This is a genomic window from Agrococcus sp. UYP33, assembly GCF_054060915.1.
The window spans coordinates 124456-149614 of sequence record NZ_JBSSDR010000001.1; the positions used below are offsets into that span (position 1 = coordinate 124456).

25 protein-coding genes are annotated in these 25159 nt (G+C 74.5%); 12 read left to right on the forward strand and 13 right to left on the reverse strand.

Going from position 1 to position 25159, the window contains the following annotated elements; translation table 11 throughout:
- Nucleotides 1–33 precede the first annotated feature (33 nt).
- Nucleotides 34–1074: a phosphotransferase gene (locus ACVWW9_RS00560; protein ID WP_456513973.1), complete on the forward strand. Its 1041-nt coding sequence runs from the start codon at nucleotides 34–36 to the stop codon at nucleotides 1072–1074.
- Here ACVWW9_RS00560 and ACVWW9_RS00565 read toward each other — a convergent pair.
- Both ACVWW9_RS00565 and ACVWW9_RS00570 read right to left on the reverse strand, forming a co-directional pair.
- Nucleotides 1060–4206: a UvrD-helicase domain-containing protein gene (locus tag ACVWW9_RS00565; RefSeq protein ID WP_456513974.1), complete on the reverse strand. Its 3147-nt coding sequence runs from the start codon at nucleotides 4204–4206 to the stop codon at nucleotides 1060–1062. The genes ACVWW9_RS00560 and ACVWW9_RS00565 overlap by 15 nt on opposite strands.
- The gene (locus tag ACVWW9_RS00570) at nucleotides 4203–7343 is read right to left on the reverse strand and encodes a PD-(D/E)XK nuclease family protein (RefSeq protein ID WP_456513975.1); all 3141 of its coding nucleotides are present in this window, start codon (nucleotides 7341–7343) and stop codon (nucleotides 4203–4205) included. Before ACVWW9_RS00570 ends, ACVWW9_RS00565 begins: the two co-directional genes overlap by 4 nt.
- Before the next feature lie 112 nt (nucleotides 7344–7455).
- Between ACVWW9_RS00570 and ACVWW9_RS00575 the strand changes: the two genes are divergently transcribed.
- The gene (locus ACVWW9_RS00575; protein ID WP_123698315.1) at nucleotides 7456–7674 is read left to right on the forward strand and encodes a DUF3107 domain-containing protein; all 219 of its coding nucleotides are present in this window, start codon (nucleotides 7456–7458) and stop codon (nucleotides 7672–7674) included.
- Nucleotides 7674–7973, forward strand: coding sequence for a hypothetical protein (locus tag ACVWW9_RS00580; RefSeq protein ID WP_354259794.1), 300 nt, complete (start codon nucleotides 7674–7676; stop codon nucleotides 7971–7973). The genes ACVWW9_RS00575 and ACVWW9_RS00580 overlap by 1 nt, the downstream gene beginning before the upstream one ends.
- Nucleotides 7974–7990: 17 nt before the next feature.
- On the opposite strand, the gene ACVWW9_RS00585 is transcribed toward ACVWW9_RS00580, so the two are convergent.
- Complete coding sequence (locus ACVWW9_RS00585; RefSeq protein ID WP_354259791.1) at nucleotides 7991–8716, reverse strand: ferritin-like fold-containing protein; 726 nt, start codon at nucleotides 8714–8716, stop codon at nucleotides 7991–7993.
- A gap of 87 nt (nucleotides 8717–8803) precedes the next feature.
- On the opposite strand from ACVWW9_RS00585, the gene ACVWW9_RS00590 reads away from it, so the two are divergent.
- Nucleotides 8804–10309 carry a DEAD/DEAH box helicase gene (locus tag ACVWW9_RS00590; RefSeq protein WP_354259788.1) on the forward strand — a complete coding sequence of 502 codons (1506 nt, stop codon included), beginning with the start codon at nucleotides 8804–8806 and terminating at the stop codon, nucleotides 10307–10309.
- Nucleotides 10310–10332: 23 nt separating this feature from the next.
- Here the strand turns inward: ACVWW9_RS00590 and ACVWW9_RS00595 are convergent, their stop codons facing one another.
- The 3 genes from ACVWW9_RS00595 to ACVWW9_RS00605 are packed head-to-tail and all read right to left on the reverse strand — an operon-like array spanning nucleotide 10333 to nucleotide 11941.
- A complete protein-coding gene (locus tag ACVWW9_RS00595) occupies nucleotides 10333–10614 on the reverse strand; it encodes a winged helix-turn-helix transcriptional regulator (protein WP_456513976.1) in 282 nt (93 codons plus the stop codon).
- Nucleotides 10611–11015 carry a VOC family protein gene (locus ACVWW9_RS00600; RefSeq protein WP_354259782.1) on the reverse strand — a complete coding sequence of 135 codons (405 nt, stop codon included), beginning with the start codon at nucleotides 11013–11015 and terminating at the stop codon, nucleotides 10611–10613. Before ACVWW9_RS00600 ends, ACVWW9_RS00595 begins: the two co-directional genes overlap by 4 nt.
- Before the next feature lie 32 nt (nucleotides 11016–11047).
- Entirely contained in the window at nucleotides 11048–11941 is an 894-nt protein-coding gene (locus ACVWW9_RS00605) for a PHP domain-containing protein (protein ID WP_354259780.1), read from the reverse strand.
- A gap of 75 nt (nucleotides 11942–12016) precedes the next feature.
- On the opposite strand from ACVWW9_RS00605, the gene ACVWW9_RS00610 reads away from it, so the two are divergent.
- On the forward strand, nucleotides 12017–13024 hold the full coding sequence (locus tag ACVWW9_RS00610; protein WP_456513977.1) for an endonuclease/exonuclease/phosphatase family protein: 1008 nt from the start codon (nucleotides 12017–12019) through the stop codon (nucleotides 13022–13024).
- Here the strand turns inward: ACVWW9_RS00610 and ACVWW9_RS00615 are convergent.
- Genes ACVWW9_RS00615 through ACVWW9_RS00625 form a run of 3 tightly spaced genes read right to left on the reverse strand, consistent with a single transcriptional unit; the run spans nucleotide 13021 to nucleotide 15951 of the window.
- Entirely contained in the window at nucleotides 13021–13839 is an 819-nt protein-coding gene (locus ACVWW9_RS00615; RefSeq protein WP_456513978.1) for an esterase/lipase family protein, read from the reverse strand. The two genes, ACVWW9_RS00610 and ACVWW9_RS00615, sit on opposite strands and share 4 nt — an antisense overlap.
- On the reverse strand, nucleotides 13836–14630 hold the full coding sequence (locus ACVWW9_RS00620) for an alpha/beta fold hydrolase (protein ID WP_456513979.1): 795 nt from the start codon (nucleotides 14628–14630) through the stop codon (nucleotides 13836–13838). The genes ACVWW9_RS00615 and ACVWW9_RS00620 overlap by 4 nt, the downstream gene beginning before the upstream one ends.
- A 52-nt stretch (nucleotides 14631–14682) precedes the next feature.
- Nucleotides 14683–15951 carry an MFS transporter gene (locus tag ACVWW9_RS00625; protein WP_456513980.1) on the reverse strand — a complete coding sequence of 423 codons (1269 nt, stop codon included), beginning with the start codon at nucleotides 15949–15951 and terminating at the stop codon, nucleotides 14683–14685.
- Nucleotides 15952–16008: 57 nt separating this feature from the next.
- Between ACVWW9_RS00625 and ACVWW9_RS00630 the strand changes: the two genes are divergently transcribed.
- Both ACVWW9_RS00630 and ACVWW9_RS00635 read left to right on the forward strand, forming a co-directional pair.
- Entirely contained in the window at nucleotides 16009–16545 is a 537-nt protein-coding gene (locus ACVWW9_RS00630; protein WP_456513981.1) for an ArsR/SmtB family transcription factor, read from the forward strand.
- Between the two features lie 45 nt (nucleotides 16546–16590).
- On the forward strand, nucleotides 16591–18045 hold the full coding sequence (locus tag ACVWW9_RS00635) for an aminopeptidase P family protein (RefSeq protein WP_456513982.1): 1455 nt from the start codon (nucleotides 16591–16593) through the stop codon (nucleotides 18043–18045).
- Nucleotides 18046–18063: 18 nt separating this feature from the next.
- Here ACVWW9_RS00635 and ACVWW9_RS00640 read toward each other — a convergent pair whose 3' ends face one another.
- A complete protein-coding gene (locus ACVWW9_RS00640; RefSeq protein ID WP_456513983.1) occupies nucleotides 18064–18723 on the reverse strand; it encodes a LysE/ArgO family amino acid transporter in 660 nt (219 codons plus the stop codon).
- An 85-nt stretch (nucleotides 18724–18808) separates the two neighbouring features.
- Here ACVWW9_RS00640 and ACVWW9_RS00645 point away from each other — a divergent pair, with 85 nt between their 5' ends.
- Nucleotides 18809–19690, forward strand: coding sequence for a LysR family transcriptional regulator ArgP (locus tag ACVWW9_RS00645; RefSeq protein ID WP_456513984.1), 882 nt, complete (start codon nucleotides 18809–18811; stop codon nucleotides 19688–19690).
- A gap of 4 nt (nucleotides 19691–19694) precedes the next feature.
- On the opposite strand, the gene ACVWW9_RS00650 is transcribed toward ACVWW9_RS00645, so the two are convergent.
- Entirely contained in the window at nucleotides 19695–20228 is a 534-nt protein-coding gene (locus ACVWW9_RS00650) for a general stress protein (RefSeq protein WP_354261583.1), read from the reverse strand.
- 100 nt (nucleotides 20229–20328) lie between these two features.
- Here ACVWW9_RS00650 and ACVWW9_RS00655 point away from each other — a divergent pair, with 100 nt between their 5' ends.
- The 3 genes from ACVWW9_RS00655 to ACVWW9_RS00665 are packed head-to-tail and all read left to right on the forward strand — an operon-like array spanning nucleotide 20329 to nucleotide 23161.
- Entirely contained in the window at nucleotides 20329–21558 is a 1230-nt protein-coding gene (locus tag ACVWW9_RS00655) for a magnesium transporter MgtE N-terminal domain-containing protein (protein ID WP_456513985.1), read from the forward strand.
- Nucleotides 21559–21604: 46 nt separating this feature from the next.
- A complete protein-coding gene (locus tag ACVWW9_RS00660) occupies nucleotides 21605–22048 on the forward strand; it encodes a DUF1003 domain-containing protein (protein ID WP_456515389.1) in 444 nt (147 codons plus the stop codon).
- Between the two features lie 30 nt (nucleotides 22049–22078).
- On the forward strand, nucleotides 22079–23161 hold the full coding sequence (locus ACVWW9_RS00665) for an Mrp/NBP35 family ATP-binding protein (protein WP_456513986.1): 1083 nt from the start codon (nucleotides 22079–22081) through the stop codon (nucleotides 23159–23161).
- 533 nt (nucleotides 23162–23694) lie between these two features.
- On the opposite strand, the gene ACVWW9_RS00670 is transcribed toward ACVWW9_RS00665, so the two are convergent.
- The gene (locus ACVWW9_RS00670; protein ID WP_211333872.1) at nucleotides 23695–24066 is read right to left on the reverse strand and encodes a twin-arginine translocase TatA/TatE family subunit; all 372 of its coding nucleotides are present in this window, start codon (nucleotides 24064–24066) and stop codon (nucleotides 23695–23697) included.
- 93 nt (nucleotides 24067–24159) lie between these two features.
- Between ACVWW9_RS00670 and ACVWW9_RS00675 the strand changes: the two genes are divergently transcribed.
- Entirely contained in the window at nucleotides 24160–24810 is a 651-nt protein-coding gene (locus tag ACVWW9_RS00675; protein ID WP_354259754.1) for an O-methyltransferase, read from the forward strand.
- A gap of 86 nt (nucleotides 24811–24896) precedes the next feature.
- Here ACVWW9_RS00675 and ACVWW9_RS00680 read toward each other — a convergent pair whose 3' ends face one another.
- Nucleotides 24897–25070, reverse strand: a complete 174-nt coding sequence (locus tag ACVWW9_RS00680) for a DUF3117 domain-containing protein (RefSeq protein ID WP_123698332.1) — start codon at nucleotides 25068–25070, stop codon at nucleotides 24897–24899.
- Nucleotides 25071–25159 lie beyond the last annotated feature (89 nt).

Consider the following 25159-nt stretch of genomic DNA (forward strand, 5'->3'; position numbering starts at 1 on the left):
CCCGACGGTCGAGGGCGGCCTAGCCTGGCATCCATGAGCACGAACCCCTTCACTCTAGCCGCGCTCGCCACCACCGCCGTCGACGGCCTGACGGTGGTCGGCGCGACCGAGGACGGCTCCGACGAGCACCGCTCGGTCGTCGCCGCGCGCCTCGCCGACGGCGAGACCGTGCAGGTCGTGCTCCCCCGCTCGGTCGCGGCGCTCCGCACCGCGCAGGCCCACGCCGCCGCGCTCGCGGCGCTCACGCTCGCGACCCGCTCGCGCCTGCCGTTCGAGGTGCCGTCGGCGCTCGGCACCGCCGAGGCGGGCCGCTCGACCCTCTTCGTGCTCACCCGGCTGGGCGGCGCGACGATGCGGCTGCAGGACATCTCCCCCGCCCGCCCCGGCCTCGCCACGAGCGTCGGCCAGGCGATCGCGGCGATCCACGAGCTGCCGACGTCCGTCGCCGCCGACGCCGGCCTGCCGCACGAGACCGCGCAGGCGCTGCGGCAGCGGCTGCTCGACACCTTCGACCGCGCGGCGGCGACCGGCTCGGTGCCGGCGGCGCTGCTCGAGCGCTGGGAGGGCGCCCTCTCGGACGACCGGCTCTGGCAGTTCAAGCCCGCGCTCGTGCACGGCGACCTGCAGGCGCCCGCCTTCCGCGTCGAGGGCGCGCGGGTCGTCGGGATCGACGGCTGGCACGCGCTCGCCGTCGGCGACCCCGCGCGCGACCTCGCGTTCCTGCTCGGCTCGAACGAGTTCGGCAGCGTCGACGAGGCGTTCGACGCGCACGCCGCGGCGCGCGGCATCGGCGACCGGCAGCTGCGCCAGCGCGCGATGCTGCACGCCGAGCTCGACGTGGCCCGCTGGCTGCTGCACGGCGTCGACTCGGGCGACCGATCCGTCGTCGACGACGCATCCGGCATGCTCGCGTCGCTCGTGCAGCGCGTTGACCGCGACCCGGGCGCCGCGATCGCGGCGAGCCAGCCCGAGACGATGGACCTCACCGGCGTGCAGCAGTACCTCGGCGAGACCGGACCGGTCGACGGCGCGAGCGACGACTACGCGGACCGCGCGCCCTCAGCCGACCGCTGACGCCGCCGCGACCGCCCGCTGCGCCCGCAGCCAGCGGTCCTCGAGCTCGGCGAGCGACTCGATGCGCGACGGCCGCACGACGCGGTCGTGCTCGACGAAGTAGAGCTCCGCGTCGACCAGGTCGGGGTCGAGCCCCGCGTGCGCCGCGTAGGCGGCGCGGTAGAGCGCGAGCTGCAGCTGCCGCGCCTCGAGGTCGGCGTCGCCGGAGGGCAGCCTGCCCGTCTTCCAGTCGACGACCGTCGCCCGCTCGCCGTCGCGGTAGACGGCGTCGATCTTGCACACGACCGTCGTGCCGGCGAGCGGCAGGTGGATCTCGAGCTCGGTCTCGGCCGGCTCGCGGTCACCGTAGGGCGAGGCGAGGAAGGTGCGCTTGAGCCGGTCGAGCCGGTCGGCGTCGATGCCCACGAGCTCCTCGTCGAGCGCCTCGTCGTCGACGGCGTCGCCGAGGCCGATCGCGCTGCCGCGCCGCTCCACCCAGCCGTGGAAGAGCGTGCCGAGCCTGGTCGCCGCGAACGGCTCCTGCGGCATCGGCCGCGCGATCTGCTGCGCGACCGCGACCGGGTCGGCCGCCCAGTCCTTGAAGCCGGATGCGGCGATGCGCGTCGGGAGGGCGAGCGGCGCGGCCGAGCGGTCGGCGAGCAGCAGCGCGATGGCGTCGTCCCACGGCGTCGGCGCCGACGCATCCGCCGCCCGGACGGCGGCCGCGGCGGCCTCGATCGCCGCCCGCCTCGGACCCAGGGGGTCGACCGGCCACGCGAGCGAGGGGCTGCGGTCGCCGAGCGGGTTCTCGGCGCCCTTCGCGGGCGGCTCGAGCAGCTCGGCGCCCATCGCGCCCGCGGCGAGCTCGAGGAGACGCTTCGGCTTCGCGGGGGTGCGCGCCATGCCGTACCACTGGGCACCGGAGAGCCACAGCGCGCGCCGGGCGCGGGTGACGCCGACGTACGCGAGCCGGTCCTCCTCCGACTGGAAGTGGTCCCAGAGCGCCTCGAGGAACCGCTCGCGCGCCGTCGCGTAGTCGAGCTGGGTCGCGTGGCCCCGCCACTCGAGCCGCGGCAGCAGGTCGGCGTCGCCCCGCAGCGGGTAGGGCAGCGTGGCGTGCGTGAGCCAGCCGAGCGGCTGGTCGTCCTGCTTCGCGGCGGCGAGCCGCGGCAGCGCCACGACGTCCCACTCGAGCCCCTTCGAGGCGTGCATCGTGAGCACCTGCACCCAGCCGGGCTCGGGCTCGGGCTCCGGCACGTCGGGGCCGCGCCCCGCCTCGAGCACGTCGAGGTAGGTGAGGAACGCCTCGAGCGAGCCGCGCTCGTCGGCAGCGGTGAACGCCTGCACCTCGCGCGCGAAGGCGTCGAGCGCGCCGTGCGCGTGCGGGCGCTTCGCCGCGACCTCGATGTCGAGCCGGAGCGCCTGCTCGACGCTCCGCACGAGCTCCGGCAGCGGCATCCCGGCGCGGCGGCGCAGCTCGCGCAGCAGCGCGCCGGCCTCCCGCATGCGCGCGAGCCCCGCGTCGGTGGCGCCCTCGAGCCGCGGGACGTCGACGAGCTCGTCGAGCGCGTCGACGATCGACACGTGCGCCTCCGGCGCGATCGCGCCCCGGTCGGCGCTGCGCTGCTCGTCGCTCAGCCCGGCCTTCGCGAGCATCGACGCGCGCCGCTGGAGCGCCGCGAGGTCGGCGACGCCGACGCGCCAGCGGCTGCCGCTGAGCAGCCGCACGAGGCTCGACCCCTCCTCCGGCCGGCCGAGCACGCGCAGCGCGGCGACGAGGTCGACGACCTCCGGCTCGTCGAGCAGCCCGCCGCCGCCCGAGCGGAACACGCGGATGCCCTCGGTGCGGAGCGCCCGCGTGAGCTCGATGCCCTGCGCGTGCGAGCGCACGAGCACGGCCGCGGTGGTCTCGGAGCCCGCGACGCCCGCGCCGTGGGAGCGCAGCCACCCCGCGAGCTCGCGCGACTCGTCCTCGATCGTCGGCAGGTGCCGCACGACGACGTCGCCGGGGCCGGCACCGTCGCGCGCCGCGAGCCGCCTGACGGGCACGCCGGGCTGCTCGGGCAGCCGGGTCGCGACGGCGTGCGCGAGCCGCAGCACGTCCTCGTCGTTGCGCCAGCTCGTCGAGAGCGTGAGCGTGCGCTCGACCCGGAAGCGCTGCGCGAAGAGCGCGAGCGTGCCGGCGCTCGCGCCGCGGAAGCCGTAGATCGCCTGGTTGGGATCGCCCACCGCCATCACCGGCGAGCCGTCGAACAGCGCGTGGATCAGCTGCAACTGCAGCACCGAGGTGTCCTGGAACTCGTCGAGCAGCACCGCGCGGTGGCGGGCGCGCAGCTCGTCGACGGCACCGGCGTGCGCGCTCACGGCATCGAGCGCGAGCCGCACCTGGTCGCTGAACTGCACGGCGCCGCGGCGCCGCTTCGCGTCGTCGAACGCGTCGACGAGGTCGGCGAGCGGATCGAGGCTCGAGACCCGCTCGACGTCCTGCGCGATCGCCTTCGCGTGCGCCGCGCGGAAGGTCTTCGGCTCGTCGGCGGTCGGCAGCGCCCGGAGCGCTTGGAAGCCCTGCGGGTAGTGACCGCGCCGCAGCTCGTCGGTCGAGACGCGGTGGTCGCCGAGCGTGCCGGCGAGCTGCACGACGCGGTCGGCGACGGTCTCGGCGCGGCCGAGGGCGGCGAGCCGGAGGTCGTCGGAGGCGCGCGCGACCCGCAGGGCGAGCAGGAACGCGGCGGGGTCGGTGAGCACCTCCGACTCGGGATCGCGCCCGATCAGCAGCGCCCACTCTCGGAACAGCGCGCTCGCGAAGGAGTTGTAGGTCTGCACCACGGGCCGACGGGTCGCGGCCACCTCGGGGTCGACGAGCCCTGCCTCGCCGAGCGCGCGCAGCTCGGCGGTCAGCCGGTCCCCGAGCTCGCGCGCCGCCTTGCGGGTGAAGGTCAGGCCGAGCACCTCGTCGGGCGCGACGCTGCCGTTCGCGACGAGCCACAGCACGCGCTGCGCCATCGTGTGGGTCTTGCCGCTGCCCGCGCCCGCGACCACGAGCGTGGGCTCCTCCGGAGCCTGGATGACCGCGATCTGCTCCTCGGTCGGGCGCTGCGGCGCCCTCCCGTGCACGGCGGCGATCGCCTCGGTGATCTCGATGGCGCTGATCACTCGGTGACCTCCGGGATGACGTGGATGGCGCACTGGCCGAAGCTGTAGTCGCCGCTGCAGTGCAGCTCGGGCCGCGCCACGAACGTCGCGCCGCCCATGGTGTCGATGGCCGAGCGGATGTGCGCGCGGAACGCATCGGCCACCTCGTCGAACGGCTCGGAGTCGACCGTCTTGTCGCGCCGCGCGAGCTTCGGCATCACGAGCCGCGCGGACGTGCGGCCGCCCGCCTCGATGCCCTCGATGCCGCCGAGCGCGACGGCGAGCTGGTAGGCGCGCAGCTGGAGGTTGCCGAGGCCGGGCACCTCCTTCGGCACGCGCTTGCCGGTCTTGAGGTCGACGATGCGCACCTCCCCCGACGGTCCGTGCTCGATCCAGTCGATCGCCCCGGAGAGGACCGCGCCGTCGACCTCGACCGAGAAGCGCGCTTCGCGCTCGTCGCGCTCGATGGTCCAGCCCGCGCCGCGCAGCACCTGGAAGTAGCCCGCGAGCGCGCCCGCCATCGGCACGACCTCCTCGCGCTGCTGGGCCGCCTCCCACTCGGAGGGGTGGGCGAGCTCGGCGAAGCGGGCGTCGACGGCCGCCTCGATCGCGGCCGCGTCGGTCGCGTCGACGTGCTCGACCGCGTCGTGCACGATCGTGCCGAGCGCCGCCGCCCGGTTGGAGGTGCTGCCGGCGATGCGGCCCACGACCCACGAGAGCTCGCACTCGACGAGGCCCTGCAGCGCCGAGGGGCTCACGCGCACCTGCTCGCTCGCGTCGAGCCGCTCGGTGGTCGTGACCTCCGCGAGGCCCGCCCACTCGTCGGGCGCGGCACCCGGCACGCCGGCGTCGGCGAGCCGCCGGAGCGCCGACGCGGCCTGCTCGGCATCGGGCCGGCGCTCGACCACGCGCCGTCGCAGGCTCGCGACGAGGGAGCGCAGGGAGTGCCAGCCGTCGTCCCTGCCCGGGGCGGGCTCGGGGTCGATGCCGCCGACGAAGGGCGAGGGCTGCTCGTCCTCGCTCGCGACCGCCGTCAGCAGCACGGCGGCGCGCGCGCTCGCGACTGTCTTGACGAACGTGCGGAGCTCGTCGTGGAGCACGCCGGCGCGGGCGTCCTCGCTCGGGTCGCCGTCGAGGCGGTTCGCGCCGAGCAGCGAGCCGCGGGGCCGCAGGTTGGGCCAGACGCCGTCCTGCAGGCCGGCGACGATCACGGTGTCGAGCTCGCGCCCGACGAGCTGGCCGGGGGTGCCGATCGCCACGCGAGAGCGCTCGGCGCGCGCCGCGAGCGAGTCGTCGTCGACGCTCGACGCGAGCCACGCGTCGACGAACGCACCCGTGTCGGCGTCGGGCCGGCGCTCGATGAGCCGTGCCACCTGGTCGAAGAGCGCCACGACGGCGTCGAGCCGGCGGTTCGCGAGCGCGCGCTCGACCGTCGTGCCGCCGAGCGCGGCGCGCCGCCAGCCCTCGGCGACGCCCGCGGCGCTCCACACCGCCCACAGCACGCGGTCGGCGCCCGCCGGGTCGGTCGCGCCGAGCAATGTGCCGGCGTCGGCGAGCATGCGCGCGAGCCGCCGCGCGGCCGCGGCGCCCTGCCGCGCGTCGGCGAGCCCCTCGAGCTGCGCCGGGTCGCCGGCGACGGCGGCCGCGATCGCGGCGCGCACGAGCTCGGCGCCCGCGACGTGCACCTCGCCGCCCGCCGCGACGATGCGGTGCCGGAGCGCGCGCTTGAGCCGCCGCACCGCGAGCGCGTCGAGCCCGAGCAGGTCGCTGCGCAGCAGCTCCTCGGCGAGCTGCGCGTCGAGCTCGCGGCGCCCCGTCGCGACGGCGAGCACGCGCACGAGGGCCTCGACGACCTCGGTCTCGCGCAGCCGCGTGGGTCCGCCGGAGGCGACGGGCACCTCGAGCGCCGAGAGCAGCGACCCCATCTCGGCGGCCGCCCGCCCGGTGCGGGCGATGACGGCGATGTCGTCGAATGCGACGCCGCGCGCGCGGCGCTCGTGGATGAGCCGCGCGATGCGGCGCGCCTGCTCGTCGATCGACTGCGCGAGGTGCAGCTCGAGCTCGTCGTCGCCCGCCGTCACGCGCGGGGCGGCGCGACGGTGCGTGCCGGCGCCCGCGGTGCCGATCCCCTCGACCGACGCCGCGAGGAAGGCGCGCACCCGCGCCCCGTGGCGGTGGTCGACCGCCAGCTCGAGCCGGTGCCCTGGCTCGCGCGCGAAGCCGAGCCGGGCGGGCAGCGCGGCGAGCAGCGCGGGGTCGGCGCCGCGGAAGCCGCCGGTGGTCGTGTCGGGGTCGCCGAAGGCGATCACCGTCGCCCCGCGCGACCGGAGCGCCTCGAGCACGACGACGGCCCCCTCGGTGAGCTCCTGCGCGTCGTCGACGAGCACGAGGCTCGGGAGCGGCACCGTCGTCTCGGCGATCGCCGTCGCGGCGCGGCGCAGGAGCGACGCGGCCGTCATCGCCTCGGCGCCGCGGCGCTCGAGCCGCTGGAGCCGCTCGAACTCGTCGAGGAACTGCGCGGCGGCGGCCCACTCGGGCACCTCGCGCGCCGCCGCGAGCGCGGCGAGGTCGGCGGCGTCCATCCCCCGCTCCTGCGCGGCGGCGAGCAGCTCGCGCAGCTCGGCGCGGAAGCCCGCCTGCTCGCGGACCTCGTCGTGCAGGTGCGGCGGCCACTCGGGGCCGGTCGCGATGCCGGCCGCGGCATCGTCGGCGTGGCCGGCGAGCATGGCGGCGATGATGCGGTCCTGCTCGGCGCCCGAGAGCAGCTGCGGCACGGGCCGCTCGTCGGCGAGGGCCGCGGCGCTCAGCAGCGCGTGCGCGAACGACGGCATCGAGCGCGCGAGCGGCCCGGGCGTGACGAGCGCGGTGCGCTGCGCGAGCCGGTCGCGGAGCGCGGTCGCCGCCTGCCGGGAGCCCGCGACGACGAGCAGCGATGCCGGGTCGAGGCCCCGCGCGAGCCGGTCGGCGGCGAGCTCGACGAGCGTCGTCGTCTTGCCGGAGCCCGCGACGCCGAGCACGATCGCGGAGGACCGCCCGTCGAGCGCGAGCACGGCGCGCTGCGAGGCGTCGAGGCCCGCGCCGGCCGGGGCGACGGGCTCGGCGCCGGGTGCCTCGGGCAGGTCGGCGATCGCATCGGCGAGGGGCAGCAGGTCGAGCACGACGCCACGGTAGCGGCGGCCGCCGACACGGCCGGGAGCCGCTCCGGGCGGCGGCGCTTCGCCCTCGGCGGACGCGGCCGATCGCCCGGCCGGCATCGCCTATCCTGAGGCCATGGACATCCGCATCGGCATCAAGGACTCGCCCCGCGAGATCGCGTTCGACTCGGCGCAGACGGCGCAGGAGATCGAGTCCGCCGTCATCGCCGCGCTCGGCGCCGGTCACCTCACCCTCGACGACGCGAAGGGCCGCCGGTACCTCGTGCCGAGCGCGCAGATCGCCTACGTCGAGATCGGCAGCGAGACGACGCGCAAGATCGGCTTCGTGGCCTGATGCCCATCCTCGTCCTGGTGCCGATGGTCATCGGCGCGGCGATCGGCCTGACCGCGCGGTACCTGCTGCCCGGCAGGCAATGGGTGGGGCTCTTCCTCAACCCCGCCGCCTCCGCCGCGGCCGCCGGCATCGTCTGGACGATCCTCCGGCTCGCAGGGCTCGCGAACGACAACGGCTGGCTCTGGATCGCGAGCCTCGCGGCGGCGCTCGCCGTGGCGCTCGTGCTGCCGCGCGTGCTCCCCCCGCGCCGCGAGCGGGCCGACGCCGCCTACCTCGCGCAGCTGACCCGCGCGGCCTGACCCGCTCGGCCAGGCGCTCAGGCCGTGAGGCCCAGCTCGTCCATGCGGCGGGTGTGCGACGCGACGATGTCGTTGAACGCCGGCTCGAGCCGCGGCTGGCTTGGCACCGCCCGACCGGAGTCGTCGGGGCCGTTGACCGCCAGGTACATCTGCAGCAGCGCATCCCCGACGATCCGGCGGCCCCACACGGCCAGCCGGTCGGAGAGCCGCGGCGTCGCGACGATCGCCCGCTGCAGCAGGTGCACGAGGTGCGGATGCGTGGACTCGCTGCGCAGCGCGCGCAGCATGGCGTCCTGGTCGTCCTCCGGCAGTCCGGGCGCGATCGAGACGAAGAAGTCGACGAGCAGCCCGCTCGCGACGTGCAGCGCGAGCACCTGCTCGTACCAGTCGGCGCCGGCGATCGCGTCGGCGAACGAGCGGGTCGTCTCGGCGAAGGGGCGCATCGCCTCCTCCGCGTCGACGTGCTCGCCCTCGAGGATGTGCGCGAACGCTCCTGCGCGGGCGGCGTGGATGCGGACGACCTCCGCGAGCGCGACGCGCGACTCGAGCGAGGGCGCCTCCGCGAGCACGCGGCCGGCCTTCGCGACGAGCTCGAGCTCGAGCCCGAGCGCCTGGCCGACGAAGGGCACGAGCGCGGGACGCACGTCCGAGAGCAGCACGCGGTCGCCCACGACCGGCACGCGATGCTGACGGAGCAGCTGGCGCGTGACGTCGCGCGGCGTCCGGTCGAACCACTTCACCACGCTGAGGAGTCTAGGGGCGCGGAACACCCCGCCCACGCATGCCGCGGGTAGGCTGGTCGGAGCAACCCGAACAGGCGGAACACTCCCTTGACTTTCCAAGACCTCAACATCGATGCCGACATGGTCCAGGCGCTCGCCGACCGCGGCATCCTCGAGCCCTTCCCCATCCAGACGCAGACGATCCCGCTCGCGCTCTCCGGCCAGGACATCATCGGCCAGGCGAAGACCGGCACCGGCAAGACCTTCGCGTTCGGCCTCCCCCTCGCGCAGCGGCTCGGTGCGGAGCCGCCCGCCGGCGTCCAGGCGCTCATCGTCGTCCCCACGCGCGAGCTCGCCGTGCAGGTGACCGAGGACATGGAGATCATCACCTCCAACCGTCCGACGACCATCGTCTCCATCTACGGCGGCAAGGCCTACGAGGGCCAGATCGAGCAGCTGAAGGCCGGCGCGCAGATCGTCGTCGGCACGCCCGGCCGCCTCCTCGACCTCTCGCAGCAGCGCATCCTCGACCTCTCCAACGTCAAGGAGATCGTGCTCGACGAGGCCGACAAGATGCTCGACCTGGGCTTCCTGCCGGACGTCGAGAAGATCTTCTCGAAGGTGCCGGCGGTGCGGCACACGATGCTGTTCTCGGCCACCATGCCGGGACCGGTCGTCGCGCTCGCCCGCCGCTTCATGGCGCGCCCGCTGCACATCCGCGCGACCGACGTTGACGACACCATCGCGCAGGCCAACATCGAGCACGTCGTCTACCGGGCGCACGCGCTCGACAAGGACGAGGTCATCGCGCGCATCCTGCAGGCCGAGGGCCGCGGCAAGACCGTGGTCTTCACCCGCACGAAGCGCGCCGCCGCGCGCATCACCGAGGAGCTCATCGACCGCGGCTTCCAGGCCGCGGCCGTGCACGGCGACATGAGCCAGGAGGCGCGCGAGCGCGCCATGGCGTCGTTCAAGGCCGGCAAGAAGGATGTGCTCATCGCCACCGACGTCGCCGCCCGCGGCATCGACGTCGACGACGTGACGCACGTCATCAACCACACCATCCCCGAGGACGAGATGGCGTACCTGCACCGCGTCGGCCGCACCGGCCGCGCCGGTCGCACCGGCATCGCCGTGACCTTCGTGGACTGGGAGGACCTCCACAAGTGGTCGGTCATCGACCGCGCGCTGGAGTTCGGTCGCCCCGAGCCGGTCGAGACGTACTCGTCGAGCCCGCACCTCTACACCGACCTGAAGATCCCGCAGGGCGTGAAGGGCCGCCTGCACGCGACGCCTCCCAACAAGGAGGCGAAGCGCGAGGGCGTCGCCCCCGGCGGCCGCTCCGAGCGCGGCCGCGGCGGCGAGGGCCAGCGCAGCGGCGACAGCCAGCGCAGCAGCGACGGCGAGCGCAGCGAGGGCGGCCGACGCCGCAGCCGCGGCGGACGCGGCCGCGGCGCCGAGGGCGCTGCCCCGACGACGGATGCGCCGGTCGCCGAGGGGCGCGGCACGCACGACGGCGGCGGCAATGAGCACCACGACGGCAACGCGTCGCCCACGCGCCGCCGTCGCCGGCGCAGCCGCTCCGGCGGCTCGACGCCGCCCGCCCAGGGCTGAACCAGCGCTGACAAGGCGCCGAGCTAGTCGAGCTCGGCGCCCCAGCGCCCGAGCGCGTCGATCGCCGCCCGCAGGGCGAGCCCGCGCTCGGTGAGCGCGTAGGCCCTGGTGTTGTGCGTCAGCGGGAGCCGGGCCAGCACGCCGGCCTCCTCGAGCTCGCGCAGCCGGGTCGCGAGCATGTTCGTCGGCACCCCGAGGTCGCGCTGCAGGTCGCCATAGCGCTGCGGCCCGTCGAGCAGCCGCTCGACGATCCGCAGCGCCCAGCGCGCTCCCAGGACCTCGAGGGCGGCCGCGAGGTCGCTCACGCGTCGGGGGCTGCGTCCGGCTTCATCCAGAACGGCGAGTAGTGGTAGCCGTCCGGGTCGTCGAACTGGCGCTGGTACATGAAGGGGTAGTCGTCGGTGTCGCCGATCCGGCCGCCCGCGGCGCCGGCGCGCTCGACGAGCTCGTCGACCGCCTCGCGGCTGCCGAGGTCGAACGAGACCGTGACCTTCGACGGGGTGTCGGGACCGCCGATGACCGACTCGACGCCGCCGACGCTCGCGTACATCTCGCGGCTGCCGAGCATGACGTACTGCTCGGGCGCGATCTGGAAGCACGAGACGTTGTGGTCGGACATCTCGGCGTTGAGGGTCCACCCGATGGCGGTGTAGAAGGCGGTCGCGCGCTCGACGCTCTGGACCGGGCAAGTGATGAAGAGGCTCATGCCGCTGATGCTTGCAAAATGCAAGTGCCGCGTCAAGGCCCCGTCGCGCGCGGCGAGGGCCCGGGGACGACCGGCGCGAAGCCGGTCGCGCGCCGCACGATCTCGGCGAGCACCGCCGGCTCGGTCGTGTGCTCGCCCAGCACGTTGGGCTTCCCCGAGCCGTGGTAGTCGCTCGAGCCGGTCACGAGCAGCCCGAGGCGCTCGGCGTCGACGAGCAGCTCCCGCTGGGATCGCGCGTCGTTGTCGCGGTGCCAGATCTCGACGCCCGCGAGGCCGGCGTCGACGAGCTCGCCGAGCACGCCCATCCGCATGACGGGCCTCCCGCGCGCCGCGGGGTGCGCGAGCACGGCGACGCCGCCGGCATCCGCGATGATGCGGATCGCGTCGACGGGGTGCGGCGCGTGGTGCGGCTGGTAGTAGCCGCCCTGCCAGTGCAGGATGCCCTCGAACGCCGCGGACCGGTCGGGCACGATGCCGAGGGTCACGAGCGCGTCGGCGATGTGCGGGCGGCCGATCGTGGCGCCGGGCGCCGAGTGCTCCTCGACGTGCCGCCAGGTGAGCGGGTAGTCGCGGCCGATCGCGCGCACCATGCGCTCGGCGCGCTCGACGCGCTCGAGCCGGATGCGCTCCCGCTCGCCCACGAACGCGGCCGAGACGGGGTCGAGCAGGTAGCCGAGCACGTGCACGCTCGCGGGGCCGATCTGCGACGAGAACTCGACGCCCGGGATGAGCGCGACGCCCGTCTCCATCGCGGCATCGGCCGCCTCCTGCCACCCCGAGACCGTGTCGTGGTCGGTGAGCGCGACGACGCCGAGCCCCGCCGCGGCGGCGGCTCGCACGACGTCACCGGGCGCATCCGTGCCGTCCGACTCGCGCGAGTGCGCGTGCAGGTCGATCGGGCCCCTGCGCACCCAGTCGTCGTCCATCCGGCCAGCCTATTCCGGCCGATCGGGGGACGCGCTCCACAGGCCCCGCATCGACCGGTGTCCTACGCTCCCGATGTGCTCGCGATCCTCGGCTGGCTGCTCGCCATCGTCATCGCGGCGTGCCTGCTGGTCGCCGCGTGGCCGCAGGCGCTCGGGCTCGAGCAGGCGCCGGTCGTCGCCCAGGTCGTGTCGATGCGGATCGGCGTGGTCGGCATCGCGCTCGTGCTCGCGATCGTGTTCCTCTGCTTCGTCGGCTGGCGGCGCGTGCGGCCGTTCGTGCTCGGCGTCGTCTCGCTGCTGCTCGTCTTCGCGCTCGTCTCCGGCGGCGTCCATGCCTCGCGCGGGCTCGACGACGGCCAGGCGATCGACGGCGACGGCGGCGACCTCGTCGTGCTCACCTGGAACACGCTCGGCGACGAGCCGGGCGCCGAGGAGGTCGCGCGCATCATCGACGAGACCGGGGCGGACGTCGTGATGCTGCCCGAGACGACGCTGCCGCTCGGCGTCGGCGTCGCGGAGCTGCTGCGCGAGCGCGGGAACCCGTTCTGGGTGCACACGACCGAGTACTCCCCCTCCTACGGCGCGCTCAACACGACGCTGCTCATCTCGGCGGCGCTCGGCGAGTACACGACCGACAGCTCGGTCGGCGGCACGCGCACGCTGCCCACCGTCGTCGCGCGACCCGACGACGGCGAGGGCCCCGTGCTCGTGTCGACGCACCCGGTCGCGCCCGTGCCGCAGCAGATGCGCAACTGGCGCGCCGACCTCGAGTTCGTCGCGGGCCTCTGCGACGGCTCCTCCTCGGTCGTGATGGCGGGCGACTTCAACTCCACGCTCGACCACTGGGCCTCGCTCGGCGTCGACGGCGGCGATCTCGGCACGTGCCGCGATGCTGCGAGCGCGGTCGGCGCGGGCGCGGTGGGCAGCTGGCCGACGTGGGCGCCGTCGTGGCTCGGCGCGCAGATCGACCACGTCGTGGCGACGCCCGACTGGGAGCCGGTCGCCGCCCGGGTGCTCACCGGGGTCGACGGCGCGGGCACCGACCACCGGCCGGTGCTCGTGCAGCTGCGGAGGACCGGCTAGCGGTCGGCCGTGCCGCCCTGCTCGGCGTCGTCCGCCGCGTCGCGCACCGCCTCGCGCAGCTCCGCCCCGGGCGCCGCGCGCTCGTCGCTCGTGAGCGCGCGGATCGCGTCGAGCACGGCCTCGGCCGCCTCGCGGGTGGCGAGCGGCCGGAAGTGGCCGCTCGCGCGCAGCCGCACGCCCTGCATCCCCTCCGGGATCTCGTTGCCCGGGATGTGCGGGTCGATGCGCGGCAGGATCACGCGGATGCGCGCATCCGCGACGCGCTCCGCGGCGAGCGCGAGCAGCACCTCGCTCGACGCGTCGAGCTCGCGCACCCACGTGCCGGGGATGAAGCGGGCCCGCGCGGAGCCGGCGAAGGGGGTCGCGAGCGCGACGAGGCCGTCGGGCTGCGGCATGTCGGGCTCGAGGGCGCGGTCGACGAGCACGCGCTTGCCGATCAGGCCGCCCTTCGAGTGGCCGACGAGCACGATCCTGGCGTGCGGATGCTCGGCGGCGACGCGGTCGACGACGTCACGCACGATCGGCGCCGACTCGAGCACGGGCGCGAGGTTGCGGTCGAGCTCCGGGACGAAGCGCACCGCGTGCCCCGCGTGCACGAGGTGCTTCGCGAGCGGCTCCATGAAGTGCCACCGCTCGACGACCCCGGGCACGAGCACGACGTGCACGCGCGCATCCGCGGGACCGGTGAGCGACGGAGGACGGCGGTCGAACCACGAGCGCACGTGCTGCATCGCGGCGAAGCGGTAGTCGCCCGCCCAGACGAGCGCCTCCCCTGGCATGAGCCGCGCGCTCGGCCGCGGACGCTGCGCGGTCATGCCGAGAACTCCATCACCATGCGCGCGACCGGCTCGGCGCCGGTCACCATCGCCTCGTGGCCCTTGCCGCGCGCGATCCGCAGCTCCGCGTGCGGCAGCAGGCCGCACACCTCGGCGGCCCAGTCCTCCGGCACCACCTTGTCCTCCTCGCCGCGGATGACGAGCGTCGGCTGCAGCACGCGCGGCAGCACGTCGCGCAGGTCGTGCGCGAGCATCGACCGCAGCTTCCGCAGGTACCAGCGCAGCCCGGTCTGGGCGTACATGCGCGCGCCGACGAGCGCGACGATGGGCGGGTCGTTCGCGAGGTCCTGCAGCAGCCGCCACGCCTGCTGCCAGCCGCTGCGCTCGCGCGGGTTGACGGTCGGCGCGATGAGCACGACGCGGTCGACGGCCTCGGGGTGCCGCGCTGCGAGCTCGGCCACCACCTGGGTGCCCATCGAGTGGCCGAGCGCGATCACCGGCTCGCCGACGATGCCGCGCAGGGCGTCGGCGACGAAGTCGGCGAGCTCCGGCATCGGCATGCTCTCCGCGGGCTCGGGCGATGCGCCGAAGCCGGGGAGGTCGAGGGCGATGACGTCGAGCTCGGCCGAGAGCGCCTCGCGCAGCAGCCCGAAGTACTGCTGCCCCATGCCGATCCCGTGCACGAGCAGCACGATCGGCGCGCCCTCGCGCCGCCAGCGGCGCAGCAGCAGCACGTGATCGCCCTCGACGTGGGAGGCGACGGCGGCGTCGACCGCGGTGTCGGCGACCTCGCGCCACTCGGCGAGGCCAGCGGGGGTCGGCACATGCATCCCACGAGGGTACGGCGCACCGCCTGAGCCTGTCCTGCGTCGCGCTGGCCGGTCAGGCCGCCGCGTCGGGCAGCTCGCGGAGCGCCCAGAACGGGCCGATGACGACGAACAGCGCCGAGACCACCTGCCCGACCGCGCCGATCCACATGGTCGGGACGACGCCGAGCCAGGTGCCGAGCACGCCCGCCGCGAGCGCCGCGATCGGCATGACGCCCCAGACGCAGAAGCGGATCGACGCGTTCATGCGGCCGAGCAGCCGCGAGGGCGTGATGCGCTGGCGGAAGGTGACCTGCGTGATGTTGTAGAGCAGCACGGTGAAGCTCGCGACGAACCCCTGCGCCACGAGCAGCGGGAACGCGACGGACGGGAACGCGGCGGCGAGCGGGAGCAGGCACGCGACGACGCTGAACGCGATCGCGCTCACCGGGATGGCGCGCGCCTCGCCGATGCGGCGCACGATGTGCGGCGTCGCGACGGCGCCGGCGAAGCCGCCGATCGCCCCGAGCGAGAAGATCACGCCCATCGCGGCGGGGGTGAGCCCGAGCTCGCGCAGCAGGAAGATGGGCAGCAGGGTGAACGACAGCGTGCTCGAGAGGTTGAAGACGGCGGTCGTCGTCACGATGCGGCGGAGCAGCCGGTTGCCGAACACCCAGCGCAGGCCCTCGGCGATCTCCTGCAGGATCGGCCCGCGGTCGTCGGCGGCGCGCGGCTCCTCGTGGTCGCGCGTGAGCAGCAGCGCGACGAACGAGGCGACGTAGGTGCCGACCGTGGCGAGGATCGCGAAGGGCGCGGCGACGAGCCCGACGAGCCAGCCCCCGACCGCGGGGCCGCCGATGTTGGCGAGCTCGTAGGTCGCCTGCAGCTTGCCGTTCGCCTCGGCGATCTGGCCGGGCCGCACGAGCGACGGGATGATGCTCTGGTACGAGACGTCGAAGAAGACGGTGGCGACCCCGACCACGAGCGCGACGGCGTAGAGGTGCCACATCTCGAGCAGCCCTGCCCACCACAGCAGCGGCACGACGCCGAGCGCGACCGCGCGCACGGCATCCGCCCAGATCATCACCCGGCGCTTGCGCATGCGGTCGATCCAGGCGCCCGCGGGCAGCCCGACGACGAGGAAGGCGGCGACGCCCGCGGCGTTGAGGAAGCCGACCTCGAGCTCGCTCGCGCCCAGCAGCAGCACCGCGAGCACCGGGATCGCGAGCTCGGCGACCTGCGATCCGAGCTGCGCGAGCGCCTGGCCGCTCCAGAGGGTGAGGAAGTTGCCGTCGCGCCAGAGCGAGCGATCCGCGCGCTCCCCGACGGCTTCCGATCGAGACATGTCGATCAGTGTGCGCGCTCGATTGAGATCTGTCAATCGCTCGCGTAGGGTGACGGCATGGGCGACGACCGGATCGAGCTGCGGGCCGACGATCCCGACGCCCGCGCGCAGGCGATGGCGCGGGCGCTCAGCTCGCCGTTGCGGCTGCGTGCCCTGCGGCTGTGCGCGTTCGAGTCGCGCACGAACAAGGAGCTCGCCGAGCTGCTGGGCGTCAACCCCGGCACGATGCTCCACCACGTGCGCACGCTCGTGCAGACCGGGTTCCTCGCGGCCGAGCCCGAGCGCGCCGGCGCCGGCGGCGCCCGCGAGGTGCCCTACCGCGCGACCGGGCTCTCGTGGCGCACCTCGATGCCCGGGGGCTCCCCCGTGCTGGTCGAGACGTTCCTGCAGCAGATCGAGGGCCTCCCGCCCGACCAGCTCGACGCGAGCTGGATGGGGCTGAAGATCGACGACGCGCACCGCGAGGAGTTCGAGCAGCGGCTGCACGCGCTGCTCGACGAGTTCAAGGAGCGCGGCCCCGACCCCGACGGCACGACGCTCGGGTTCTTCGCCGCGCTCTACGCCGACCGCAACCCGCCCTCGGCGCGGGGCTGAGGCATCCTCCGCCACCGACCGCGCCGCGGTGGGATGATGGCGGGCATGAGCGACCAGGCCACGACGCAGAGCACGACCAACCGATCGACGACCCCGACGTCGTCGGCGTTCACGGAGCACATCCAGTCCGGCTGGGCCGAGCGCGAGGCGACGACGCCCGCGCCGCGCGCCGCCGCCGGCCCCGCCGCAGCGCGCCGCGCGCGGCTCTCGGCGATGCACCAGGGCGTGCGCCTCGTGATCCCCGCGGGGTCGCTCAAGGTGCGCTCGAACGACACCGACTACCCGTTCCGCGCGCACGCGGACTTCACCTACCTCACCGGCTGGGGCTCGGACGCGGAGCCCGACTCGGTGCTCGTGCTCGAGCCGACGTCTGGCGACGGTGAGGGCCACGACGCGACGCTGTACTTCCGCGGTCCCGCAGGTCGCGGCACGACGGAGTTCTACGCGAACCCGGCCATCGGCGAGTTCTGGGTGGGCCCACGGCCCTCGCTCGAGCACGTCGCGGCCGACCTCGGCGTCGCGACCGCCGACCTCGCCGAGCTCGACGCCGCGCTGACCGGCGGCGGCACGGCGCTCGTCGTGACCGGCGCCGACCCCGCCGTCGAGGCGCGCGTCGAGGGCGCGAACCCCGACGGCGACACGCTCGCGCGCGACCTGAGCGAGCTGCGGCTCGTGAAGGACGCGTGGGAGGTCGCCGAGGTGCAGGCCGCCGTCGATGCGACGGCGCGCGGCTTCGACGACGTCATCGCCGACCTCGCGCTCGCCACCCGGCACGAGAGGGGCGAGCGCGTCGTCGAGGGCGCCTTCCACCGCCGCGCGCGGCTCGACGGCAACGCCGTCGGCTACGACACGATCGCCGCATCCGGCCACCACGCCTGCTACCTGCACTGGACGCGCAACGACGGCGCGGTCCGGGAGGGCGACCTCATCCTGCTCGACGCGGGCGTCGAGGTCGACAGCCTCTACACGGCCGACATCACCCGCACGCTGCCGATCTCGGGCGTGTTCACCGAGGTGCAGCGGCGCGTCTACGACGCCGTCGTCGAGGCGGCCGACGCCGCCTTCGCGATCGTCAAGCCGGGCATCGTCTTCAAGGAGGTGCACGCCGCCGCGATGGAGGTGATCGCGCGTCGGACCGCCGAGTGGGGGCTGCTGCCGATCTCGGCGGAGGCGTCGCTCGAGCCGGACCAGCAGCTGCACCGACGCTGGATGGTGCACGGCACAAGCCACCACCTCGGCCTCGACGTGCACGACTGCGCGCAGGCCCGTCGCGACTTCTACCACGACGGCATCGTGCGCGAGGGGATGGTCTTCACGATCGAGCCCGGCCTCTACTTCCAGGCCGACGACCTCACCGTGCCCGAGGAGCTGCGCGGCATCGGCATCCGGATCGAGGACGACATCGTCGTCACCGCCGACGGCGCCAGGAACCTCTCGGGCGCGATCCCCCGCACGGCCGACCAGGTCGAGGCGTGGATGCGCGAGGTGCGCGCGCGCTGACCGTGCCCCGCGGCGCGCTCAGCCCAGGACGAGCGTGACGGCGATCACGAGCATGACGGCCGCGATCGCGCCGTCGAGGATGCGCCACGCGCGCTCCGTGCGCAGCAGCGGCGCGAGGTAGCGGGCGCCGTAGCCGAACCCGACGAACCACAGCGTGCTCGCCGTGATGCCGCCCACCATGAACCACCAGCGCGCGTCGCCATGCGTCGCGGCGACCGAGCCCATCACGACGGTCGTCTCGACGAGCGCGTGCGGGTTGAGCCAGGTGACGGCGAGGATCGTGCCGAGCACCGCGAGCCTGCTGCTGCGCGTGCGCGTGCGCGTCGCCACGGGGGCGCCGCCGCCCGCCTCCGGTGCCGCCTCGGGCGCGGCCTCGAGCGAGCCGCCGCCGCGCCACGCGCGCCGGGCGCTCACGATCGCGAAGCCCACGATGAACACGGCGCCGGCCCAGCGGGCGACGGTCTCGAGCCACGGGTGGCTCGTCACGAGCGTCGCGACGCCGGCGACGCCGATCACCTGCAGGATGGCGTCGCTCACGACGCACACGAGCACGACGATCCCGACGTGCTCGCGGCGGAGGCCCTGCCGCAGCACCACGGCGTTCTGCGCGCCGATCGAGATGATCAGCCCGAGGCAGAGGCCGAGCCCCGACAGCAGTGCGATGAGTCCCTGGTCCATGCCCTCGACGCTACGACCGGTCAGACATGCAGTCCAGCGCACGATCGTGCAGCATCATAAGGATCGCTTCATCTAGGATCGAGGGATGGACCTGCCGCTCGACCACCTCCGCACGCTCGCCGCCGTCGTCGACGCCGGCACGCTCGACCGGGCGGCCGTGCAGCTCGCGGTGTCGCCGAGCGCCGTGAGCCAGCGCATCCGCGCGATCGAGCAGCGCGTCGGCCGGGTCGTGCTGCAGCGCACGAAGCCGGTGCGCGCGACCGAGGCGGGCGAGGCGCTCGTGCGGCTCGCGCGGCAGCTCGCGCTGCTCGAGCACGACGCGCGCATCGCGCTCGGCGACGACACCCTCGCGCAGCGCGTGCCGCTCGCCGTGAACGCCGACTCCCTCATCACCTGGTTCCTGCCCGCGCTCGCCGCGGTGACCGCCGAGCGGAGCGTGACGTTCGACATCCATCGCGAGGACCAGGAGCGCACCGCCCAGCTGCTCGAGGCGGGCACGGTGATGGGCGCGGTCACCTCGCAGCGCGAGCCGGTCGCCGGCTGCGTCGCCTCGCCGCTCGGACGCATGCGCTACGTCCCGATCGCCTCGCGGGAGCTCGCCGAGCGGTGGTTCTCGCGCGGGCTGTCGCGCGCGGCGCTCGAGGCGGCCCCGATCGTCGACTTCGACCGCCACGACACCCTGCAGGCGAAGTTCGCGCACCGGCACGGCGCGCGCGCCGAGGCGCCGCGCCACGTCATCTCGGCATCCGCGGAGTTCGCCGAGGCGGTCCGGATGGGGCTCGGCTGGGGCATGCTGCTGCCGGGTCAGTTCGAGGCGGGGCTCGCCGACGGGTCGCTCGTGCAGCTCGCCGAGACGGGGGTCGAGGTGCCGCTGTGGTGGCAGCGCTGGAACCTGTCGTCGCCGCTGCTCGACCTCGTGACGGATGCCGTGCAGTCGGCCGCGCGGACGTCGCCAGCGCTCGTCTGAGCGGTCAGCCCAGCGGCGGTGCGGGCGGCTGCTCGGCCTGCTGCGGCGCGGGCGATGCCGCCGCCGAGGCGCCGCCGCGCTGACCGATGATGTGCATCGCCTTGCCGGCGGTCTCCTGCGGGGCGACCACGTCGTAGCGCGCCGCGAGCACCTGCTGCACCGACGCGTAGTCGCGCTTGCGGCGCGTCATCGCGTGCGAGGTGACGCCGAGCAGGATGCCGAACGCGAGGCCGAGGGCCGGGAAGAGCAGCACCGAGGCGATCGCCTCCGGCACGAAGAGCAGGTAGACGAGGCCGATGAACGCGCCGAAGCCGAGCCCGCGCATCGCGCCCTGCAGCGCGACCTTGCCCCACGTGAGCCTGCCGACGATGCGCTCGACGAGCTTGAGGTCGTTGCCGATGATCGCGAGGCCCACGACCTCCGCCTCGGCGCCCGAGACCTTCGCGACCGCGGCCTGCGCCTGGTCGTAGGTCTCGTAGGAGGCCACCACGACACCGCGCGGCAGATGCTGGTCGCCGGTCGCGGATCGCTGGAACATGCTCACCTGCCCAGTCTCCCATGCGCTCCCCGGCGCGCACGGGGCTTTCGCTCTGGGCGTCACACCTCGACGGGCGGTGCTGCGCGGTACGTTGGACGGCATGAGCGCTCCCACCGTGTTCGTCGCGCGCCTCGCAGGCTCGGGCGTCTTCGACCCCGCGGGAGAGCGCATCGGCAAGGTGCGCGACGTCGTCACCGTGCCGCGCACCGCGGCCTCCCCGCGCGTGGTCGGGCTCGTCGTCGAGGACCGCGGCCGCGCGCGCGTGTTCCTCTCGATCGGCCGGGTGCTCTCGATCGGCGGCGGCCAGCTCATCGCCTCCGCGATCAGCGACCGTCGCTTCCGCCAGCGCGGCGGCGAGCGCCTGCTGCTCGCCGACGTGCTGGGCCGCACCGTGACGCTGCGCGACGGCTCGACGGCGGTGCTCGAGGACCTGTCGATCGCGGAGCACGGCCCCGGCGAGTGGGAGGTCGACGAGCTCTTCCTGCGGAAGCCCAAGGTCGGCCCGTTCGGCAAGGGACCCACGACGCTCGCGCGCTGGAACGACGTGCGCCACGAGCCCGACGCCGACCACGACACCGACCACCTGCTCGCGTCGCTCGAGGAGCTGCCGGCCGCCGACGCCGCGTCCGCGATGCTCGACCTGCCCGAGCAGCGCATGATGGAGGTCGCCGAGGACCTCTCCGACGACCGGCTCGCCGACATCCTCGAGGAGATGAACGAGGACCGGCAGGTCCAGATCCTCAACGGCCTCGAGGACATCCGCGCCGCCGATGTGCTCGACCAGATGGAGCCCGACGACGCCGCCGACCTCGTCGCGCACATGACGACCGAGCGCGCCGAGACGCTGCTCGAGCTCATGGACCCGGATGAGGCCGAGGACGTGCGCATGCTGCTCGCGTTCGGCGCGGACACCGCCGGCGGCCTCATGACGACCGAGCCGATCATCCTCGCCTCCGACGGCACCGTCGCCGAGGCGCTCGCGCTCATGCGCCGCCACGAGGTCGCGCCGGCGCTCGCCGCCGCGATCTGCGTGACCCTGCCGCCGTACGAGGCGCCGACCGGCCGCTACCTCGGCATGGTGCACTTCCAGCGGCTGCTGCGCTACCCGCCGAACGAGCGGGTCGGCACGCTGCTCGACGAGCAGATCGAGCCGGTGCTCACGAGCGACACCGCCGCGGAGGTGACGCGCCAGATGGCCGCGTACAACCTCGTCTCGGTGCCCGTCGTCGACACCGCCGGCAGGCTCGTCGGCGTCGTCACGATCGACGACGTGCTCGACCACCTGCTGCCGGCGGACTGGCGCACGCAGGAGGAGCCGCAGCGTGGCTGAGCGCGACGAGCAGTTCTCGCGGCCGAAGGCGCGGCGCCGCTTCGCCATGCCCAAGCCGCAGTCGAAGGACCGCTTCGGCCGCTTCACCGAGTCGTTCGCGCGCGGCATGGGCACGCCCGCGTTCCTCATCGGGATGACGATCTTCGTCACCTTCTGGCTCGGCTACAACTCGCTCGCCGCGCCCGCCGCGCAGTTCGACCCGCAGGACCAGGGCTTCCCCCTGCTCACGCTCGTGCTGAGCCTGCAGGCCTCGTACGCCGCGCCGCTGCTGCTGCTCGCGCAGAATCGCCAGGACGACCGCGACCGGGTGCAGATCGAGCAGGACCGCCTGCGCGCCGAGCGCAACCTCAACGACACCGAGTACCTGGCGCGCGAGGTCGTCGCGCTGCGCATGGCGATGCGCGACATGGCGACGCGCGAGTTCATCCGCGCAGAGCTCAAGACGTTCGTCGAGGACCTCGACGAGCGGCGCGAGCGCGAGGCGTCGTGACCGGACCGGTGACAGCCCGGTGACCGACCGGTGATCGACCCCCGGCTCGAGCGCGCGCTCGGCACCGTCGTCGACCCCGAGATCCGGCGTCCGCTCGTCGAGCTCGACATGATCCCGACCGCGACGCTCGACGGCGGCCTCGCGAGCATCCGGCTCGAGCTGACGGTCGCGGCGTGCCCGGCGGCGGACCGGATCGAGGCGGATGTGCGGCAGGCGGCCGCGTCGGTGCCCGGCGTCGACGCCGTGGCGGTCGAGGTCGCGGTGATGGATCCCGCCCGCCGGCAGGCGCTCGTCGAGCGGCTGCGCGGCTCGCGACCCGCGCAGTTCGGGCCCGGCACGCTCACGCGCATCATCGCGGTCGCGAGCGGCAAGGGCGGCGTGGGCAAGTCGACCGTCACGGCGAACCTCGCGGTCGCGCTCGCGGCGCGCGGGCTCGCGGTCGGCGTCATCGACGCGGACGTGCACGGCTACTCCATCCCGGCGCTGCTCGGGAGCGCGGCGAAGCCGACGAAGGTCGGCGACATGATGATGCCGCCCGAGGCGCACGGCGTGCGGCTCGTCTCGATCGGCATGTTCGTTGACGGCAACCGCTCCGTGTCGTGGCGCGGCCCGATGCTCCATCGCACGCTGCAGCAGTTCCTCACCGACGTGTGGTGGGGCGACCTCGACGTGCTGCTCATCGACATGCCGCCCGGCACCGGTGACGTGGCGATCTCGCTGGGCCAGCTGCTGCCGCACGCGCAGGTGCTCGTCGTGACGACGCCGCAGCGCGCGGCCGCCGACGTCGCGGAGCGCGCGGCCGAGGTGGCGCGGCAGACGGGCCAGGAGGTGCTCGGCGTGGTCGAGAACATGGCGGGGCTCGCGCAGCCCGACGGCTCGATCCTCGAGCTGTTCGGCGCGGGCGGCGGCGACGAGGCGGCGCGACGGCTCGGCGTGCCGCTGCTCGCGCGCATCCCGCTGTCGGTCGCGCTGCGCGAGGGCGGCGACGCGGGCGCGCCGGTCGTCGCGTCGGCGCCGACCGATCCCGCGGCGGCCGCGGTCATCGCGCTCGCCGAGGCGCTCCGGGGCACGCGCCCCATCGCGGGCCGGGGTCTCCCCCTCTCCCCCGCCTGACCGCCGCCCGCCCTACCCGCGAGCGGTCACTCCCGCACGTGAGTGGTCACTTCCGCTCGTGAGTGGTCACTCCGGCACGTGAGAGGTCACTCCGGTCTGTCAGAGGTCACTCCCGTCCGTGAGAGGTCACTCCGGTCCGTCAGAGGTCACTTGGGCACGTGAGAGGTCACTGCCGCTGGTGAGTGGCGCCTGGGTTGCATGGCCACGGATGCAGTGACTGCGCGACGCAACCGGGAAGTGGGTGATGGGCGCGGTAGATGCGGGACGGTTCCACTCGTCGGCTCCCGGCTTCCTTCCCTGACCCAGTGAGGGGCAGAAGTGACCACTCAGGCGCGCAAATGACCACTCGTCCGCGGAGGTGACCACTCAGGCGCGGAGGTGACCGATCGCGCGCGGAAGTGACCACTCACGGGCGGAAGTGACCACTCACGGTCGGAAGTGACCACTCACGGTCGGAAGTGACCACTCACGGTCGGGAGTGACCGCTCAGGCGCGGGAGTGACCACTCGGGTGCGGGACGCGGAGGGGCGGGGTTAGGTGGCCTCGTCGTCGAAGCGCATCGGGCCGCTCGCCCGGCGCGGGAGGCCCGTCACGGTCGCGACCGAGGCACCAGCTGCGGCGGTGGCGAAGTCCGGCGGCGGCTTCGGGTCGTCGCGCAGCGCATCCATCACGATCCGGCGCGGGTCGTACTGCCGCGGGTCAAGCCGCCGCCAGTCGACCTCGTCGAACTCCGGGCCCATCTCCTCGCGCATCCGCTCCTTCGCGCCGCCGGCGAGGTCGCGGAGGCCCCGCACGAGCGCGCCGAGCTTCTCGGCGAGCGCGGGCAGCCGCTCGGGGCCGATGAGGATGGCCGCGAGCACTGCGATGAGCAGCAGCTTGTCGAGGGTGATGCCTGCGAGGGACACCCCTCCAGGGTAGTCGAGGCCGCGACGGCCGGATCGGCGGCGAGCCTGGAGGGTGCTGATGCCTCGCACGGCTAGGGTCGAGGCGGAGGAACCGTGCAGACAACATCGCTCATCGCCAAGTACCTCGACGACCTCGCGAGCGAGGACGAGGTGCTCACCGCCGCGCGCGACGCCTCCGTCGAGCTCGGCATCACGCCCATCGCGCCCGCCGTCGGCGCGCAGCTCGCCGCCGTCGCCGCGGCGACGCAGGCCACCGCCATCCTCGAGGTCGGCACCGGCGCGGGCGTCAGCGGCCTCTGGCTGCTGCGCGGCGCACCCACCGCCACGCTCACCTCGATCGACACCGAGCTCGACCACCAGCAGCACGCCCGCGCGGCGTTCGCGAAGGCGGGCATCCCCGTCACCCGCGCCCGGCTCATCACCGGCAAGGCGCGCGACGTGCTGCCGCGCATGAACGAGTCGAGCTACGACATCGTGCTCATCGACGCCGACCAGGCCGGGATGCTCGAGTACGTCGAGCACGCCCTCGCGCTCGTGCGCGTCGGCGGCTCGGTGCTCGTCGCCCACGCCCTGCTCGGCGGCAAGGTCGCCGACCCCGCCCAGCGGGACGACGCCGCCTCGGACGTGCGCGCGCTGCTCAAGGAGCTCGCGACGAGCGACGCGGTGCAGGCCGCGGTCTCGCCCGTCGGCGACGGGCTGCTGCAGATCGTGCGCAAGCCCGAGCCGGCAGCACCGAAGCGCTAGCCGCCGCGCGGCATCCGCGCACGCGAACGGGGCCGATCCGCCATGGATCGGCCCCGTTGCGCTCTGCCCGATGGGCCAGGAGCGGTTCAGGCCGTGACGACGACCTCGCCCAGCGCCTTGTGGAGCGCTGCTGCCTCTGCATCATTGACGGAGACCACGAGGCGCCCGCCACCCTCGAGAGGGACGCGGACGACGATGACCCGACCCTCCTTGACGGCCTCGAGCGGTCCGTCTCCGGTGCGTGGTTTCATGGCGGCCATGGAGGCACCCCTTTCATTCGCGGCTACTGGGGACATTGTCTCATGTTCTCGCCCTGCATCGCTCGCGTGCCGCCTGGGAGCGGCCGCGC